This window comes from Ornithinibacillus californiensis, assembly GCF_001038485.1.
GTDB classification, from domain to species: domain Bacteria; phylum Bacillota; class Bacilli; order Bacillales; family Amphibacillaceae; genus Ornithinibacillus; species Ornithinibacillus californiensis.
Genome location: NZ_LDUE01000070.1, coordinates 1 through 13765 on the forward strand (window position 1 = coordinate 1; position 13765 = coordinate 13765).

At 37.8% G+C, this 13765-nt stretch carries 17 protein-coding genes; 6 read left to right on the forward strand and 11 right to left on the reverse strand.

Features of this window, described 5'->3' with window-relative positions:
- The 3 genes from TE34_RS20870 to TE34_RS19785 form a co-directional block, all read right to left on the reverse strand.
- A partial coding sequence (locus TE34_RS20870) for a helix-turn-helix domain-containing protein (RefSeq protein ID WP_157037656.1) occupies positions 1 to 71 on the reverse strand: 71 nt, incomplete at its 3' end.
- Between the two features lie 100 nt (positions 72 to 171).
- Positions 172 to 567: a DUF2812 domain-containing protein gene (locus tag TE34_RS19780; RefSeq protein WP_047986541.1), complete on the reverse strand. Its 396-nt coding sequence runs from the start codon at positions 565 to 567 to the stop codon at positions 172 to 174.
- Positions 568 to 903: a PadR family transcriptional regulator gene (locus TE34_RS19785; protein ID WP_047986542.1), complete on the reverse strand. Its 336-nt coding sequence runs from the start codon at positions 901 to 903 to the stop codon at positions 568 to 570.
- Positions 904 to 1146: 243 nt separating this feature from the next.
- On the opposite strand from TE34_RS19785, the gene TE34_RS19790 reads away from it, so the two are divergent.
- Genes TE34_RS19790 through TE34_RS19800 form a run of 3 tightly spaced genes read left to right on the forward strand, consistent with a single transcriptional unit; the run spans position 1147 to position 3566 of the window.
- Positions 1147 to 1902, forward strand: a complete 756-nt coding sequence (locus TE34_RS19790; RefSeq protein ID WP_047986543.1) for a GTP cyclohydrolase II — start codon at positions 1147 to 1149, stop codon at positions 1900 to 1902.
- Positions 1895 to 2998, forward strand: a complete 1104-nt coding sequence (gene ribD, locus TE34_RS19795) for a bifunctional diaminohydroxyphosphoribosylaminopyrimidine deaminase/5-amino-6-(5-phosphoribosylamino)uracil reductase RibD (RefSeq protein WP_047986544.1) — start codon at positions 1895 to 1897, stop codon at positions 2996 to 2998. Before TE34_RS19790 ends, ribD begins: the two co-directional genes overlap by 8 nt.
- Positions 2999 to 3002: 4 nt before the next feature.
- A complete protein-coding gene (locus TE34_RS19800) occupies positions 3003 to 3566 on the forward strand; it encodes a 5' nucleotidase, NT5C type (protein WP_047986545.1) in 564 nt (187 codons plus the stop codon).
- Between the two features lie 314 nt (positions 3567 to 3880).
- Here TE34_RS19800 and TE34_RS19805 read toward each other — a convergent pair whose 3' ends face one another.
- A complete protein-coding gene (locus TE34_RS19805) occupies positions 3881 to 4339 on the reverse strand; it encodes a MarR family winged helix-turn-helix transcriptional regulator (RefSeq protein ID WP_047986546.1) in 459 nt (152 codons plus the stop codon).
- Positions 4340 to 4531: 192 nt separating this feature from the next.
- Here TE34_RS19805 and TE34_RS19810 point away from each other — a divergent pair, with 192 nt between their 5' ends.
- Positions 4532 to 6007, forward strand: coding sequence for a UDP-N-acetylmuramoyl-L-alanyl-D-glutamate--2,6-diaminopimelate ligase (locus TE34_RS19810; protein ID WP_047986547.1), 1476 nt, complete (start codon positions 4532 to 4534; stop codon positions 6005 to 6007).
- A 27-nt stretch (positions 6008 to 6034) separates the two neighbouring features.
- On the opposite strand, the gene TE34_RS19815 is transcribed toward TE34_RS19810, so the two are convergent.
- The 6 genes from TE34_RS19815 to TE34_RS19840 form a co-directional block, all read right to left on the reverse strand.
- Complete coding sequence (locus TE34_RS19815; RefSeq protein ID WP_047986548.1) at positions 6035 to 8146, reverse strand: heavy metal translocating P-type ATPase; 2112 nt, start codon at positions 8144 to 8146, stop codon at positions 6035 to 6037.
- Positions 8139 to 8522, reverse strand: coding sequence for an ArsR/SmtB family transcription factor (locus tag TE34_RS19820; RefSeq protein ID WP_047986549.1), 384 nt, complete (start codon positions 8520 to 8522; stop codon positions 8139 to 8141). The genes TE34_RS19815 and TE34_RS19820 overlap by 8 nt, the downstream gene beginning before the upstream one ends.
- 137 nt (positions 8523 to 8659) lie before the next feature.
- Complete coding sequence (locus TE34_RS19825; RefSeq protein WP_047986550.1) at positions 8660 to 9412, reverse strand: GNAT family N-acetyltransferase; 753 nt, start codon at positions 9410 to 9412, stop codon at positions 8660 to 8662.
- Between the two features lie 12 nt (positions 9413 to 9424).
- Positions 9425 to 9799, reverse strand: coding sequence for a VOC family protein (locus tag TE34_RS19830; protein WP_047986551.1), 375 nt, complete (start codon positions 9797 to 9799; stop codon positions 9425 to 9427).
- Between the two features lie 70 nt (positions 9800 to 9869).
- Positions 9870 to 10814 (reverse strand): RNA polymerase sigma factor, encoded by a 945-nt coding sequence (locus TE34_RS19835; RefSeq protein ID WP_047986552.1) that lies wholly within the window; start codon positions 10812 to 10814, stop codon positions 9870 to 9872.
- A gap of 70 nt (positions 10815 to 10884) precedes the next feature.
- Complete coding sequence (locus tag TE34_RS19840; RefSeq protein ID WP_047986553.1) at positions 10885 to 11484, reverse strand: class I SAM-dependent methyltransferase; 600 nt, start codon at positions 11482 to 11484, stop codon at positions 10885 to 10887.
- Between the two features lie 225 nt (positions 11485 to 11709).
- Between TE34_RS19840 and TE34_RS19845 the strand changes: the two genes are divergently transcribed.
- Together TE34_RS19845 and TE34_RS19850 are read left to right on the forward strand one after the other, a co-directional pair.
- Positions 11710 to 12873, forward strand: a complete 1164-nt coding sequence (locus tag TE34_RS19845) for an MFS transporter (RefSeq protein WP_047986554.1) — start codon at positions 11710 to 11712, stop codon at positions 12871 to 12873.
- Between the two features lie 68 nt (positions 12874 to 12941).
- A complete protein-coding gene (locus TE34_RS19850; protein WP_047986555.1) occupies positions 12942 to 13475 on the forward strand; it encodes a spore coat protein in 534 nt (177 codons plus the stop codon).
- A gap of 22 nt (positions 13476 to 13497) precedes the next feature.
- On the opposite strand, the gene copZ is transcribed toward TE34_RS19850, so the two are convergent.
- Positions 13498 to 13704, reverse strand: a complete 207-nt coding sequence (gene copZ / locus TE34_RS19855; protein ID WP_047986556.1) for a copper chaperone CopZ — start codon at positions 13702 to 13704, stop codon at positions 13498 to 13500.
- Between the last annotated feature and the right edge of the window lie 61 nt (positions 13705 to 13765).

Genomic DNA, 13765 nt, shown 5'->3' on the forward strand with positions numbered 1-13765 from the left:
GTCTTATTGATTAGCTCGATTTGTTTTTGATTAGGAAAAATACGAAATTTATACGCTTTTTTAACTAACATGGACTCACCTCACTAGCAAGGAACGTATGTTCTAATCATATCACAACAATATGTTTTTTGGCTATAGCCAATTGACATTCATCTCCCCCTTATCGCTGGTCTAAAGACCTTCTCGCGATGGAAGAGGGAGTCTTCTGTCAAATAATGATAAATAAAAGTCTCGCATTCTTACAAAGGAATCTTGAATCGATTGACTATCTGAATAAATCTTCTGAACATCTGATCGTGTAGCATCTGTACGAAAATAATGAAATGTACCAATTGATTCCGTTACATGCTCCCAACCAGCATCTTTGTATAATTGAAAGTAGTCTTTTTTGGGACCCTGTCTAAAATCAATTTGATACTTATAGGATTTAGTTGGATCTTCCTCGAAATGATACGTAAAGAATCGATATTTTTGCAAATGTAATCCTTTGCGAGACATTTCTGTTAACCACTGCTCCTCCTTCTCGATATCTGGAGCTGTCCTCAATCTAAATTTTTTCACCGTCATTTACTTTTCCCCCAATTCTTTAATAAGTTCATCTGAATTTTCTACTAGAGATTTCAACCTTTTATACTCTAATTGCAACACTTCTTTTCCAAGATTAGTAAGTTGATAATACTTTCTCCGATCATCATCTTGTACATCCGCTTTCTGAATAACTGCTTGCTTTTCCAATTTACCTAATGCGCCATACAAAGTACCTGGCCCCATCGTTACTTCACCTTTACTAACCTCTTCGACATCCTGCATAATCCCATAGCCATGACGAATTTCTCTTAGAGATAAAAGAATATAATACGTTGCTTGGGATAATGGCAAAAACGCTTCTGGTTTTTTGGTCATCTTCTCACCGCCTCTTATATCACGACTCGATGTATCAACTATCGATATATCGCATGACGATATAGTATCACATAAAAAAACTGTTGACAATAGAAATTTACAATTCCCTAATAAAATACAGTCCATATGAAACAATGAACATATTTTAGTATCAATAGATTAAAAATCTTAATTTACGAGAAAGATAAATTGAAGCAATATTGATTTTTCATTATACTAATGGCAGTGAAAGGGGTATGTACAATGGAACAAACAAAATTAGAATCAAAAGTACTATCCATATTAAAGGATAAAATACAGACTATTCAAGGAGAGGAAGGCGCAGTTTACTTAGTTGGACCTATTCGCCTCCCTGTTAATCTATATGGAGAAACAGTTGAGTTCAAGTGGTATTGCTGGTTAAACTCCAACGAAGTGACAGAGGATTACCAAACTATAATTGATAATCTATCTTCACAAAACCTAGCAGAGCACCAACAATCTAGTGTTTTAGTGTATGGTGACTTTGAAAATGATGATGATGCGTTAATTCGCATGCACTCGATTTGTCATACGGGAGATATTTTTGGTAGTAAGCGTTGTGACTGTGGGTTCCAACTAAAAGAATCCATGCACAAAATTAAAGAACATGGAACAGGAGCTATCTTTTACTTGGCCAATCATGAAGGTCGTGGAATTGGTTTATTCTCCAAAGCTATGGCTTATATTTTACAAGAAAATGGCATGGACACTGTTGAAGCAAATGAAGCTCTTGGATTTGTAAACGATTCACGTAATTATGAGGATGCCATTCGTGTGCTGAAACGCTTACGTACAAAGCCAGTAACGTTAATTACGAATAATCCTTTAAAACTAGAGGCAATGAAAGAAGCAGGATTAACCCTTACTGGACGCGTTCCACTTTGGGGTGATATTTCCGAATATAATGAGCGTTATTTAAAGACAAAGGTCCAAAAATCTGGTCATATGCAAGAGGAAGGAAATTGCTCGAATGAGTAGTCATGAATTTTACATGGACATCGCCTTACAAAATGCGAAGGCGATGCAAGGACAAACAGACCCCAATCCACTTGTTGGCTCTGTGATCGTAAACGATAATCGGATAGTCGGCATCGGTACCCATTTAAAAGCTGGTGAACCCCATGCTGAAATTCATGCCATACGCATGGCTGGTGATAAGGCAAAAGGTGGGACCATCTATGTAACATTAGAACCTTGCTCTCACCACGGAAGAACTGGCCCTTGTGCAGAAGCAATTGTCCAAGCAGGTATTAAAAAAGTGGTCATCGCAACTCTAGATCCAAACCCTATTGTTGCTGGAAATGGCGTGAAGATATTAGAAGATGCTGGCATTGAGGTAATTACCGGAGTGCGCGAGCAGGAATCTATTAAAATGAATGAAGTTTTTAATAAATTTATTGTAGAAAAGAAACCATTTACGATTCTAAAAGCCGGGGCGACTCTTGATGGAAAGGTAGCAACACATGCTTACAGTAGTAAATGGATTACCTCAGAGGAAGCTAGATTAGATGTTCATCAGCTACGAAGTGAGAATATGGCGATTCTTGTTGGGATTAATACTGTTTTACAAGATAATCCTTCGTTAACCGCTAGGATTCCAAATGGACGTAATCCTGTTCGGGTTGTTATGGACTCTACATTAAAAATTCCTTTAGATGCAAATGTTGTTACCGATAATCAAGCTGAGACATGGATTTTCACTAGTAAAAAACATGACGAAAGCAAGAAACTCCAGCTTGAAGAACAAGGGGTTCGAGTGTTTGTAACGACTAGTGAGGACACGGTTGATCCGAAAGAAGTGGTAGGCATTTTAGGTGAACACCTTGTCTCTTCCCTCTTCATCGAAGGCGGCGGAAATATTCATGCCTCGTTTTTGGAAAATAAATTGGTAGATAAGGTTGTACTATATTTCGCCCCTAAGTTAGTCGGCGGAAAAGATGCACCGACATTTTTAGAAGGTACTGGTATAGCTGAGATGGCTGATGCAATTGATTTAGTAGACACCGACATAGAGAAGATTGGTAAAGACTTTAAATTTACTGGTTATCCAGTTTATAAGACCCGAGGGATTTGATTTTATGAGATTTGGATTTGATATTGATGACACGCTAATTAATCTAAGAGAGCATGCTTTTCATTTATATAATAGGAAATTAAATAAGCGTGTCTCCCTGGAAGAGTTTCATGCTTTAGAACGAGTGGAGATTCACGAACCATTTGGTTTAACGGATGAAGAAGGAAGTAAGTTGTGGAATAGTACACTAGAGGATATATATTTTACAGATTGTCCGCCATTCCAGGACGCTGTAGAAACGTTAAATAAGTTAGTTGAGCAAGGTCACGATATATTTTATATTACGGCAAGACCGCAGCAACACGGTGAACGTACAAAAGAATGGATGAAAGAACAGGGCTTTCCAGTAGTGGATGAGCATTTTTTCTACGGGATGCAAGACCATGAAAAGATCCATATCATTAAGGATTTGAATCTGGATTATTATGTCGATGATAAGCCTGCAATTCTAGATACATTATCTCAAGAGCCAATCAAATTGTACTTAAAGGATCAATCCTATAACCGTTCTTCTTCTTTTAACCGTATTATAGAGTGGGAAGAATTTTTACAGTTATTACAAGAATAGTGAATAAGGCTGGGATATAAGTATTCCTACCAAGGGTAAATCAGAACAATAACAATTAGTGCATATAACCCGCCCCGGAAATATACTACGCTTTCCGCGGGCGGCTGGTGAGCCAGGCTACTACTTGAATAAGCTTCCTTGCTGCCTTGCACCGAGGAAGCCTTCTTCGTAGCGTTACTAGCAGACGCAGGTGCATCACCGGGGTCTCACCGATGCCTTTCCTCCCGCAGGAGTCTCCGTATATTTCCGGGGCTGATGTAGTTGATAGTTCGTCTTAAATACCTTTGTTTTACTTATGTCCCAAGCTTATTTTTTTACTCTAAATTACTTGCATAGATCCCTAGTTTCTTAATTAAACCAATAGCTGTCTTCTTCTCTTCTGAATCAAGTCCACTCATAATTTCACTAATAGCAGCTGCATGATGTGGGAAAATTTCATTCATTAATTCCTTACCAGAATCAGATATGACCGCAAACGTAACTCTTCGATCGGTTGGACATGCTTTTCGAGTGAGGTAATTCTTTTCTTCCAATTTATCTACAACATATGTAATGCTACTACTCGCTAATAAAACCTTCTGGCCAATTTTTTGTATTGGCTGTTCACCTTTATGATATAACAATTCAAGCACAGCAAATTCGGTTAGATTCAGCCCATACCCCTTAACATTTTGAGTAATCTTCTTCTCGATAGCTTGGATAGCTCTCGTTAGTACGACAAATAATTTAAGAGATGCTTCTTGATTCTCATTAAAATGATTCGTATTGACCATGAATATCAATCCTTTTACTTATTGTTTTTAAGTTTCATTTAGTATATCGTAAAGTAGCGTGATTTTCTATTAAATTAGGGAATATTTAACTAATTTTTCCATTCATGAAGACTACCTGAAACCATATCCTAAGGATAGTACCTGCGATCTTGGTTTCGTGTTGCATTCCACCTAAGAGGAGTCCATCCATCTATGAAAATTGATGATTTATTAACAACGCTAAACATAGAAATGATGATAGATAAGAATATAAAGAATATGGGTATTAAAGGAATTGCCGATAATTCCAATGATGTAGAAATTGGCTTTGTTTTTGTTGCGATTAAAGGCTACCAAGTAGATGGGCATGACTATATAGCAGATGCTATCCAAAAAGGTGCCACATTAGTTATTGGTGAACAACAAATTCAAGATATAGATGTACCATACATAAAAGTAGAAAATTCAAGAAAAGTATTAGGAATCATTTCTAAACAATTCTACAACAATCCATCAAAAGATAAACTCATGATTGGTATAACTGGTACTAACGGGAAGACAACGACAAGCTATCTTATCAAACATATTGTAGAAGCATGTGGGAAAACTTGTGGTCTTATCGGAACCATTCAAAATATGATTAATGGCAAGCCTATACCTAGCTTTCAGACGACACCTAGTGCTCTCATGGTAAATAAACTACTTACTGAAAGTAAAGACGATGTCGTGATTATGGAGGTATCCTCACACGGACTAAGCCAGCATCGAGTGGAAGGTATCGAATTTGATATTGCCGTATTTACCAATCTATATCATGAGCATTTAGATTACCATCATTCGATGGAAGAATACTTCCAGGCTAAACTTCTACTATTCGACCATTTAAAGCCGAACGGGAAAGCGGTCATTAATACCGATAACGAATGGGGAAATCGATTAGCTGAACTATTAAGACAGCGTGATATCCCTACTTTCTCTGTTGGGGAAGCTGAGAAAAATGAAGTGCAGCTAAAGGATTTTGCAGTCGACCTGTCTATTTTATATGCAAAAGAAGAGGGAAAATCCATTGAAGTAGTGATCCCAATTCCCGGGATTCACAATATGTATAATACAATGATGGCATATTTATCAACTAGAATTCTACCTATCCCACAAGAAACTATACGTGAGGCCATACAGTCGTTTACTGGAGTCGATGGCCGGTTCGAAAAATACAAACAAGGAAATTCGCCAACGGTTATCGTTGATTATGCCCACACGCCAGATGCTATCTTCCATTGTATAGCCTCTGCCAAAACATTTGGAGCGAAACATATCTTTCATGTTTTCGGATTTAGAGGGAATCGTGATACAACCAAACGCCCCCAAATGCTATCACTAACTGCAAAATATAGTGACCAATATTTCTTAACGTTCGATGACCTTAACTCTATTTCAGAGAATGAAATGGAGAAAACCTTACATGAATTGAATCGGAAGTTCGGAAATACGAATAAAGGAAACATCGTCCCCGATTGGACATTAGCAATTCAAAAGGCAATCGAAATGGCGAATGAAGGAGATTGGGTTATTATTACCGGAAAAGGCCATGAGAACTACCAGCAATCCTTTGAATTACAGACCCCTTCTGATAAAGAAACCGTGCAATATATACTCAACCAATTAGCAGAAGAAAAGATCACCAATTAAAAAAGAATGTGCGAGGGGACTGACCCCCTAATGCACATTCTTTTTAATTAGTCGCATCGAATTGAGTACGACAAGGAGTGTTGCACCCATGTCTGCAAAAATAGCAATCCATAACGTTAACCAACCTGGAATAACGAGTAACAATGCGATAATCTTCAATAAAAGAGCGAAGGAAATGTTTTGTTTAATAATGGACAACGTCCTGCGGCTGAGCGATATCGTATAAGGTAATTTTTCTAAGTCATCACCCATTAACGCTATATCTGCTGTTTCGAGCGCCGCATCTGTCCCAGCACCTCCCATGGCTATCCCAACCGTCGCGGTTGCTAGCGCCGGAGCATCATTGACACCATCTCCTACCATAGCTACATGGCCATATTCCTCTTGCAATCGTTTGATTTCCGTTAATTTATGCTCAGGTAACAGCTCTGCTTTTGTATCCATTACCCCAAGACGAGAACCAATAAAATTCCCTGTTAGCTGATTATCACCTGTCAGCATGACCGTATGTTTAATACCAAGTTGATGCAGTTTATTAATAATCGATTTACTCGTTTCCCGAATCTGATCCGCTACTGCAATAAGAGCAATAACCTCGTTCGCGGTACCAAGTAACATCACCGTTTTCCCTTCCGCTTGAAGCTTGCCGATACTATCTTTCGCCTCGTTTGATAGTGAGAGCATTTCTTCAAATAATGCCGGATTTCCGATAAAGTATTCCAGACCATCAATCGTTGCTTTTGCACCTTTTCCTGTAATCGAGGTGAAACCTACAGCCTGGTAGTCATCCGCATGAACACGAATAGCTTTACGCGTAATGGCTGAAGCTAGCGGGTGCTGAGAGAACTGTTCAATGGCACGCGCGATACTTAATACTTCTTTTTCATCCTTATTGGATAAGATAACGATATCTGTAACCTCTGGCTTTCCTTCTGTTAGGGTACCAGTCTTATCAAAGGCAATAGCACTTAAACGACCCGTTTCTTCCAGGTGAATACCGCCTTTGATTAACACACCATTACGAGCAGCATTACCAATTGCCGTCACGATAGCTACCGGCGTGGAAACGACCAGGGCACAAGGGCATCCTACTACTAGTACCGCTAAACCACTATATACCCACTCCGACCAAACTCCTCCAAAAACAAGCGGGGGAATAATTGCTACAAGCAGTGCAATTAACATAATTGCAGGCGTATAGTATTTAGCAAATTTATCTACAAACTGTTGGGAAGGTGCACGTTCTGCCTGTGCTTCTTCCACAAGATGAATGATTTTGGCTATCGTCGTGTCTTCTACCCGCTTCGTCACACGAACCTCTAACGAACCTTCTTCATTCATTGTTCCAGCAAACACTTCATCCCCAACTACTTTATGAACAGGAATTGATTCACCAGTAATCGCTGCTTGATTGATAGAAGATGCGCCATTAATTACTTCTCCATCCATAGCGATTTTCTGACCTGGTTTAATGAGTAATATATCTCCAATTTGAACATCTTCTACATCAATTTCTATCGTTTCCAAACCCCGTCGAATCGTAGCTCTTTTCGGAGCGATATCCATAAGTGATTTGATCGATTGTCTCGCTTTATCCATCGAATAACTTTCTAATGCTTCACTCAGAGCAAAGAGAAATACAACAACTGCCCCTTCTGCCCATTCTCCGATAATTGCTGCACCAATAATAGCAATCGTCATCAGTGTCTTCATATCGAATTGGAGCTTGATAAGATTTTTCAAACCAACTTGAAATAACGTGTAACCCCCAACTACTATAGCAGCTAGAAATGCTCCAACCGTCACTGGATGCGCTTCACCCATACGAAAGAAAAAGATATAACCAACTACGGTAAACAAAAGTGAAATCATTGTAGTGATATTTTCACGTTTTTTCCAAAAGGATTGTTTAACCTCAGGTTCTCTACTGCGCTCAGGATACACCTTTATTCCATCAAATGCACCGGCCGCCTCTAACTGCTCGACCGTTGCTGCTCCTTGAACTGTAAGCTTTGCTGCACCAAAATTCAGTTGCACATCCTCTACCGAGTCAATACCACGAATATTCTTTTCAAACTTTGCAGCACAGTTCGTGCACGATAATCCTTGCAACCGATAAACTTGTTTATCTTCAGCCAACGGCGACACCCTCTTTCGCGTGTACCATCGCGATAGAAACTAATTGATGTACATGGTCATCTTTGAGAGAATAGAATACTAATTTTCCTTCCTTACGATACTTTGCAAGCCCCATGTTGCGTAGTAAACGTAAATGGTGGGATGCCGTTGCCGTTGTAGAACCTATAATATTCGCAACATCACATACGCATAATTCCTCTTCCAACGTTAAGGCGTAAGTTATTTTTAAGCGGGTTGCATCCGATAAAGCTTTAAAGATCATCTCCACTCCAACTACTTCTTCCACTTTTGCTTTAACCCGCTCTACTTTCTCCGAATCAAAACAAAAACTTTCACACGTATCTCTCTCCACTTTTTTGTCAGCCGTATCTACCATATTTATCGCCTCATTCTAATATTTGTTTGATTATATGAATAGTGTATGCAAGAAACGCCGGCAATGTCAATATATTCAAAAGAGTATTTGAATGTTTTATATAAAAAAATAGGACAAGATCACTCTCGCCCTATTTTTTACTTCAATATTTTTAAGACATCTTTTTGATAACCTAAATATTTATAATTTTGCTTTCGATACATCTCCTTGGGGGTATCCTCACCATCTGCTATTAGAATGATCATTTTATCCTGGTAGCTATCCATGATAAATCTTTGTATTATGCTACCAATCCCTTTACGCTGAAAGGAGTCAACTACAAACAAATTATCAATCTCCGCCGTACCTTCCTTTAGAATAACATCTACTGCACCAGCTGGTTTCCCCTGATAATATGCAATTAATTGAGTAATATTTTCATCTTCAAACTGCCACTTGAGCATCCCTGCCTTAGCTTCCGCGAAATTCACACCAAATGGAACGTCCTGGTTATACTGCAGCTGCAAATAATCTTGAAAACTAGCACTGTCCACCGCTTTTACCACAACTTCCGAATTTGACTTCACTTCAGGGAAATCATGAGGCTTAATAGCGTATAATTCATTTACACTTATCTGGTATGCTTCTGTATTAAAGTAGTCTCTCAGTTCATCTGTAAAATCATGATCCTGTGGGAAAACAAATTTAAGATGATTTTGGCCATATTCTGAATGATACCCTCGCAAAAATTCTTCTGCTTCAATAAATTCCTTTAGTGTGGGCATCCGTTTAAATTCTATAAAATTACTATCATAACGACTTAACAATTCTGGGTAATGATAGTGTTTATATAGTTCCGTTTCTAATACTAAATGACTAATGATATCAATGTCTTTAAAAGATATTTTCATTTTCCACAACCTCTATCCTGTACAAATCATAATCACATTTCCGTCCGGGTCTCGTACGGTAAAGAAAGCAAAATCATCAAACCTAACTATTTCAGATGCAATCTCGTAATCTAGTTGTTTAACATACTCATAGGATTGGTCAATATCATCGGTATGAAAGTTAAACAATGGGTAGTCTAATCCCCCTAGGTTCTTCTTTCCCCCTTCAGGACCTGCATCCAAAGTTATACCCAATGTTTGGTTTACCTGAAGATTATAAACGGGTCTTGCTACAGTATCCAAATCATAATTTTGTCCTAATAATACACTATACCACTTCACCGAACGCTTCAAATCACTTACATGGATAAAAATAGTATTCACTTTGTTTTGAATTGGGCTTTTCATTTCTATCACTCTCCAATTTTATTTGTTCACTCTTAATAACGAGTTATAGCTAAAAAACCTTACAATGAAATTAAAAAATATGATAAAAATATGCAGCGTTTAGTTTTACATTCAATGTACTAGCAACCACTTGCATTAAATCATAAGAGAAGCAATAGAATTTCCAATTAATAACCTTTTCCTGTTCTACTTCAAAATAATGCACATTGCTTAGATAGAACTCCCCATCTGCTTTCTTCTCTAACTCTATTATTACCGGTCGTCCCCAAAGCTCTATGTACAAAGGCTCCAAAATATGTTGCCCGTCCACAATCTCCTTCCAATCCTTTAGGGAATTTCGTTTTACTTCATCAATACCAAGCTCGACTCCAGAATGAACGATATCCATTGTAATGTTTTCATCTAGGACAGAAGCAATAAGGAGTGGACTCTTTTGACGAAAACCATCTAATAATGTTTCCATAACCTTGGATGGTTCAACCTGATTAACGTAATTCTGTGTTTTTACCTTTTCACGATTACTTCTAAGAATACCCCGCGTTCTACTAAGCCCTGTATGAACTGCTCCCTCAGATGAACCTATTATCTTAGCAATCTCCTTTGCTCTATAACCAAAACCTTCCGAAAGAATCAATGTCACATATTGTGTAGGGGTAAGTTCTTGGATCAGTAGTTCCAAGTTTTCATATAAAAGAAAATCAAACTCAGACGAATTTTCCATGACAACAAATTCATCCAGCGGTAATTGAGGGTCTTTCCTTTTCCGAGTTAAATCAATCCAGTGATTAGTAGCAATTTTAAAGAGATATGCTTTCGTTTCTACCGGTTGAAAAAGCTTTGATAAGACGGATAAAGACTTTAGTAAGGTTTCTTGAACTAAATCTTCTGCATCCCATGGTGAACCCGTTAATCGATAGCAGAATTTCCATAAATCAGTACGATACGGTTCTATTTTTTTCTTAAATTCTCCTTCAATATCCCTTATTTCATTACTTAGTTGATTTAAGTTTTCCATGACAAACTCCTTAGCAAATATTATCTACTTAATCCTATTCGCTATTTTTCTACAAAAACCTTCTACAAGGCTAATATTTCAGCCTATAAATCAAAAACCGCTCATTTGGGTTCTTTTCATAGGGTAAGTCTACCTCCTGAACCAGTTGAAACATCGTTTGATTCTCCAAATAAAAAATATAATCATCAGATGGATAATACAGCAGGATGTCTACTTCTCTAGGAAAGTCTTCAACCGATTGAAGAACACGATTCACGATATGCTGAAAGATATGCACAGAAAATGGATTGAAGAAATAAAACCGGTTATCTCCTGGTTTAATGTTATAGTCTTCTGCACGAGAGCATTCAAATTCAATCTTTTGGCTGGGATGCTTCATCTTTTTTGCATAATGGTCTCGGTTTTGCAGAGCCTTCCTATAAAAAATCTCACTCATCTCAATTCCCATTACAGATGCATGAAAATGGTAATGAATGAAAAAGTTAAGTCTACCTAACCCACAACCAAAATCAACAAATTGATCAGTAGTTCTAACCTCATATTGCTCAAAAAGTAATTCAAGTGCTTGATATGGAGTTGGCTCGTAGGGATGATAATGGCTGTTGCTGTTAAACACGCCTTTTCCGTTGGTATGTATGTTAAAAAGCTTATCGTAATAGTACTCTTTCATATGAATTCTCCCTGATTTTTATCTGGTTGACATAATCTTTAGCTTAGATGGTGGAAACTTTAGCGAAATTGATACGATCTTTAGCGATATCGATGCAAACTTTAGCTTTTCTCACTCAATCTTTAGCTTTTCTACATAAAACAATCTACAAGCGACGAATTCCCGCTTGTTTTCAACACATTTCAAGTTTACTATAAGTAATGGAGCTTAGAAAGGACGTACGGAATGGACAAACGAGTTTACTTTTTAATGATTGTGTCTTTCATCATTGGAATGGTTGAATTAATTATCAGTGGTTTATTAGATTTAATAGCAGAGGATTTACATGTAACCATTGGAGCAGCGGGGTTTTTAGTTACTATCTTTTCATTAATCTTCGCAATCGCTTCTCCAATTTTATTAATAATGACAGCAAAGATTGAGCGGAAAAAGCTAACGATAAACTTCTTAGTATTATTTTTACTTGGAAATATCATATCTGTCCTCAGTCCAACGTATAGTATTTTACTCATCGGACGAGTCATTACAGCTATTAGTGGAGCGTTATTAATTATCCTATGCCTCGTGATGGCACCAAGAATTGTAGAGCCTAAATATCGCGGACGTGCTATTGGAATTGTTTCGATGGGTGTAAGTGGATCACTTGTACTTGGCGTTCCTATTGGGTTAATGCTAGGAGAGATGTTTAGCTGGCGAGCACCGTTTATTTTAATCTCTGTTTTAACAGCATTATCCATAGTAGGGGTATATTTTTGGATGGATCGGGTTGCTCCTAGACCCTCTGTTCCAATTGGTGTTCAGCTCGCTACGCTTAAGAGCAGAAAGGTTCTCTTTGCACATATAACAACTTTCTTATATATGTCTGGCCACTCAGTTCTATATACGTATTTAAAACCATTTGTACAAGAAACAATGGGACTCGGTGCAGCCTGGATAAGTATCATTTTCCTTATCTTCGGAATTGCTGCTGTAAGTGGTGGCGGAATTGGTGGTGCACTTGCGGATACATTAGGAACTAAAAAAACGGTAGTATATGCCATCATCATTTTCAGCATCGTTATCATGGTAATTCCATATACAACGTCTATACTGCCTCTTTTCCTTATTACACTCATCATATGGGGAATTATGAGCTGGGCTATTTCACCTGCCATGCAAAGTTATTTAATTGAAAGTTCACCGGAAACATCTGAAGTACAACAGAGTTTGAGCAACTCTTCTTTACATTTTGGTATTGCTTTTGGTGCATTCGTAGGAGGACTTATCATTGGTCAAGCTGCAACCAATGTAAATGCTTTAATCGGAGGATTATTAATCATCGTATCACTCGGCACGATGTATATCTCTATGAAAACAAGTAATCCTAAAGCCTCGACCAATAAGGCTTAGGCCATAATCACAATTTATCTACCCTGCAGCATATACTATCCTGCGCATAAAAAACAGGAGGTATATCTATGGTTCATTTACCAGCAGTAGATCTAGGGCTAATGGCAGAACATTTATCTGCTCATCAAGGTGCGATTCAAAAGTTGCATGTTTATGAGCATAACGTATCCATCCCTGAATTAAGGGAGACCTTGCAACTGCAAAGAAATGTTATGGAAGCACATGTGAAAGTTATGCTTGAATTAATTAATCCAAATACTAACACGAATGTAGAAGTCCCTAATTTAGAACAGGTTAAGCAAAAAATGATGCAAACTGAATCTAATACTAAGAACAAAAATAAGAATGACAAGTGGATTGCTTTAGAAGCTCACAATACGGCTAAAAGCATGTCTAATCAAAATTATATGTCCGCACTAATGATGAAAAATAAGAATGTAAGAGATGTACACGTTGAAATGGCGTTACAGCAATTATCTATTCTAGAAAGATATGACATGATCATTAACAATAAAGGCTGGACGTTTACTCCTAAAGCAACTTACGAGGAGCAGCTAGAAACTTATAACCAGTTCTTAAACCAATATAAAAAGCAGGCATAGTCAATTATGCCTGCTTTTTGCTTTATGCTACATCATAGCCTTGGTCTTCAACTGCTTCTTGCAATTGTGCTAAAGTAACTTTTGACTCATCATATGACACAGTTACGTTGCCAGTAGCAAGATCTACCTCTACGTTAGATACACCTTCTAATTCAGTAAGCGCACCTTCTACTGACATTTTGCAATGTCCGCAAGTCATACCTCTTACATCAAGTGTTAATGTTTGCATATTTATATCCCCTTTCCTAAAAATGAAATGTATATATTGGGGATTGTCTTTCTACCGTCCC

Bases quoted from the DNA above. Each gene is read 5' to 3' on its own strand.
- TE34_RS19835 (WP_047986552.1), bottom strand. From the start codon at position 10,814: ATGGAAAACTTAAATCAACTAAGTAATGAAATAAGGGATATTGAAGGA.
- TE34_RS19780 (WP_047986541.1), bottom strand. From the start codon at position 567: ATGACGGTGAAAAAATTTAGATTGAGGACAGCTCCAGATATCGAGAAG.
- TE34_RS19820 (WP_047986549.1), bottom strand. From the start codon at position 8,522: ATGGTAGATACGGCTGACAAAAAAGTGGAGAGAGATACGTGTGAAAGT.
- TE34_RS19830 (WP_047986551.1), bottom strand. From the start codon at position 9,799: ATGAAAAGCCCAATTCAAAACAAAGTGAATACTATTTTTATCCATGTA.
- copZ (WP_047986556.1), bottom strand. From the start codon at position 13,704: ATGCAAACATTAACACTTGATGTAAGAGGTATGACTTGCGGACATTGC.
- TE34_RS19785 (WP_047986542.1), bottom strand. From the start codon at position 903: ATGACCAAAAAACCAGAAGCGTTTTTGCCATTATCCCAAGCAACGTAT.
- TE34_RS19805 (WP_047986546.1), bottom strand. From the start codon at position 4,339: ATGGTCAATACGAATCATTTTAATGAGAATCAAGAAGCATCTCTTAAA.
- TE34_RS19840 (WP_047986553.1), bottom strand. From the start codon at position 11,484: ATGAAAGAGTACTATTACGATAAGCTTTTTAACATACATACCAACGGA.
- TE34_RS19825 (WP_047986550.1), bottom strand. From the start codon at position 9,412: ATGAAAATATCTTTTAAAGACATTGATATCATTAGTCATTTAGTATTA.
- TE34_RS19790 (WP_047986543.1), top strand. From the start codon at position 1,147: ATGGAACAAACAAAATTAGAATCAAAAGTACTATCCATATTAAAGGAT.
- ribD (WP_047986544.1), top strand. From the start codon at position 1,895: ATGAGTAGTCATGAATTTTACATGGACATCGCCTTACAAAATGCGAAG.
- TE34_RS19845 (WP_047986554.1), top strand. From the start codon at position 11,710: ATGGACAAACGAGTTTACTTTTTAATGATTGTGTCTTTCATCATTGGA.
- TE34_RS19850 (WP_047986555.1), top strand. From the start codon at position 12,942: ATGGTTCATTTACCAGCAGTAGATCTAGGGCTAATGGCAGAACATTTA.
- TE34_RS19800 (WP_047986545.1), top strand. From the start codon at position 3,003: ATGAGATTTGGATTTGATATTGATGACACGCTAATTAATCTAAGAGAG.
- TE34_RS19810 (WP_047986547.1), top strand. From the start codon at position 4,532: ATGAAAATTGATGATTTATTAACAACGCTAAACATAGAAATGATGATA.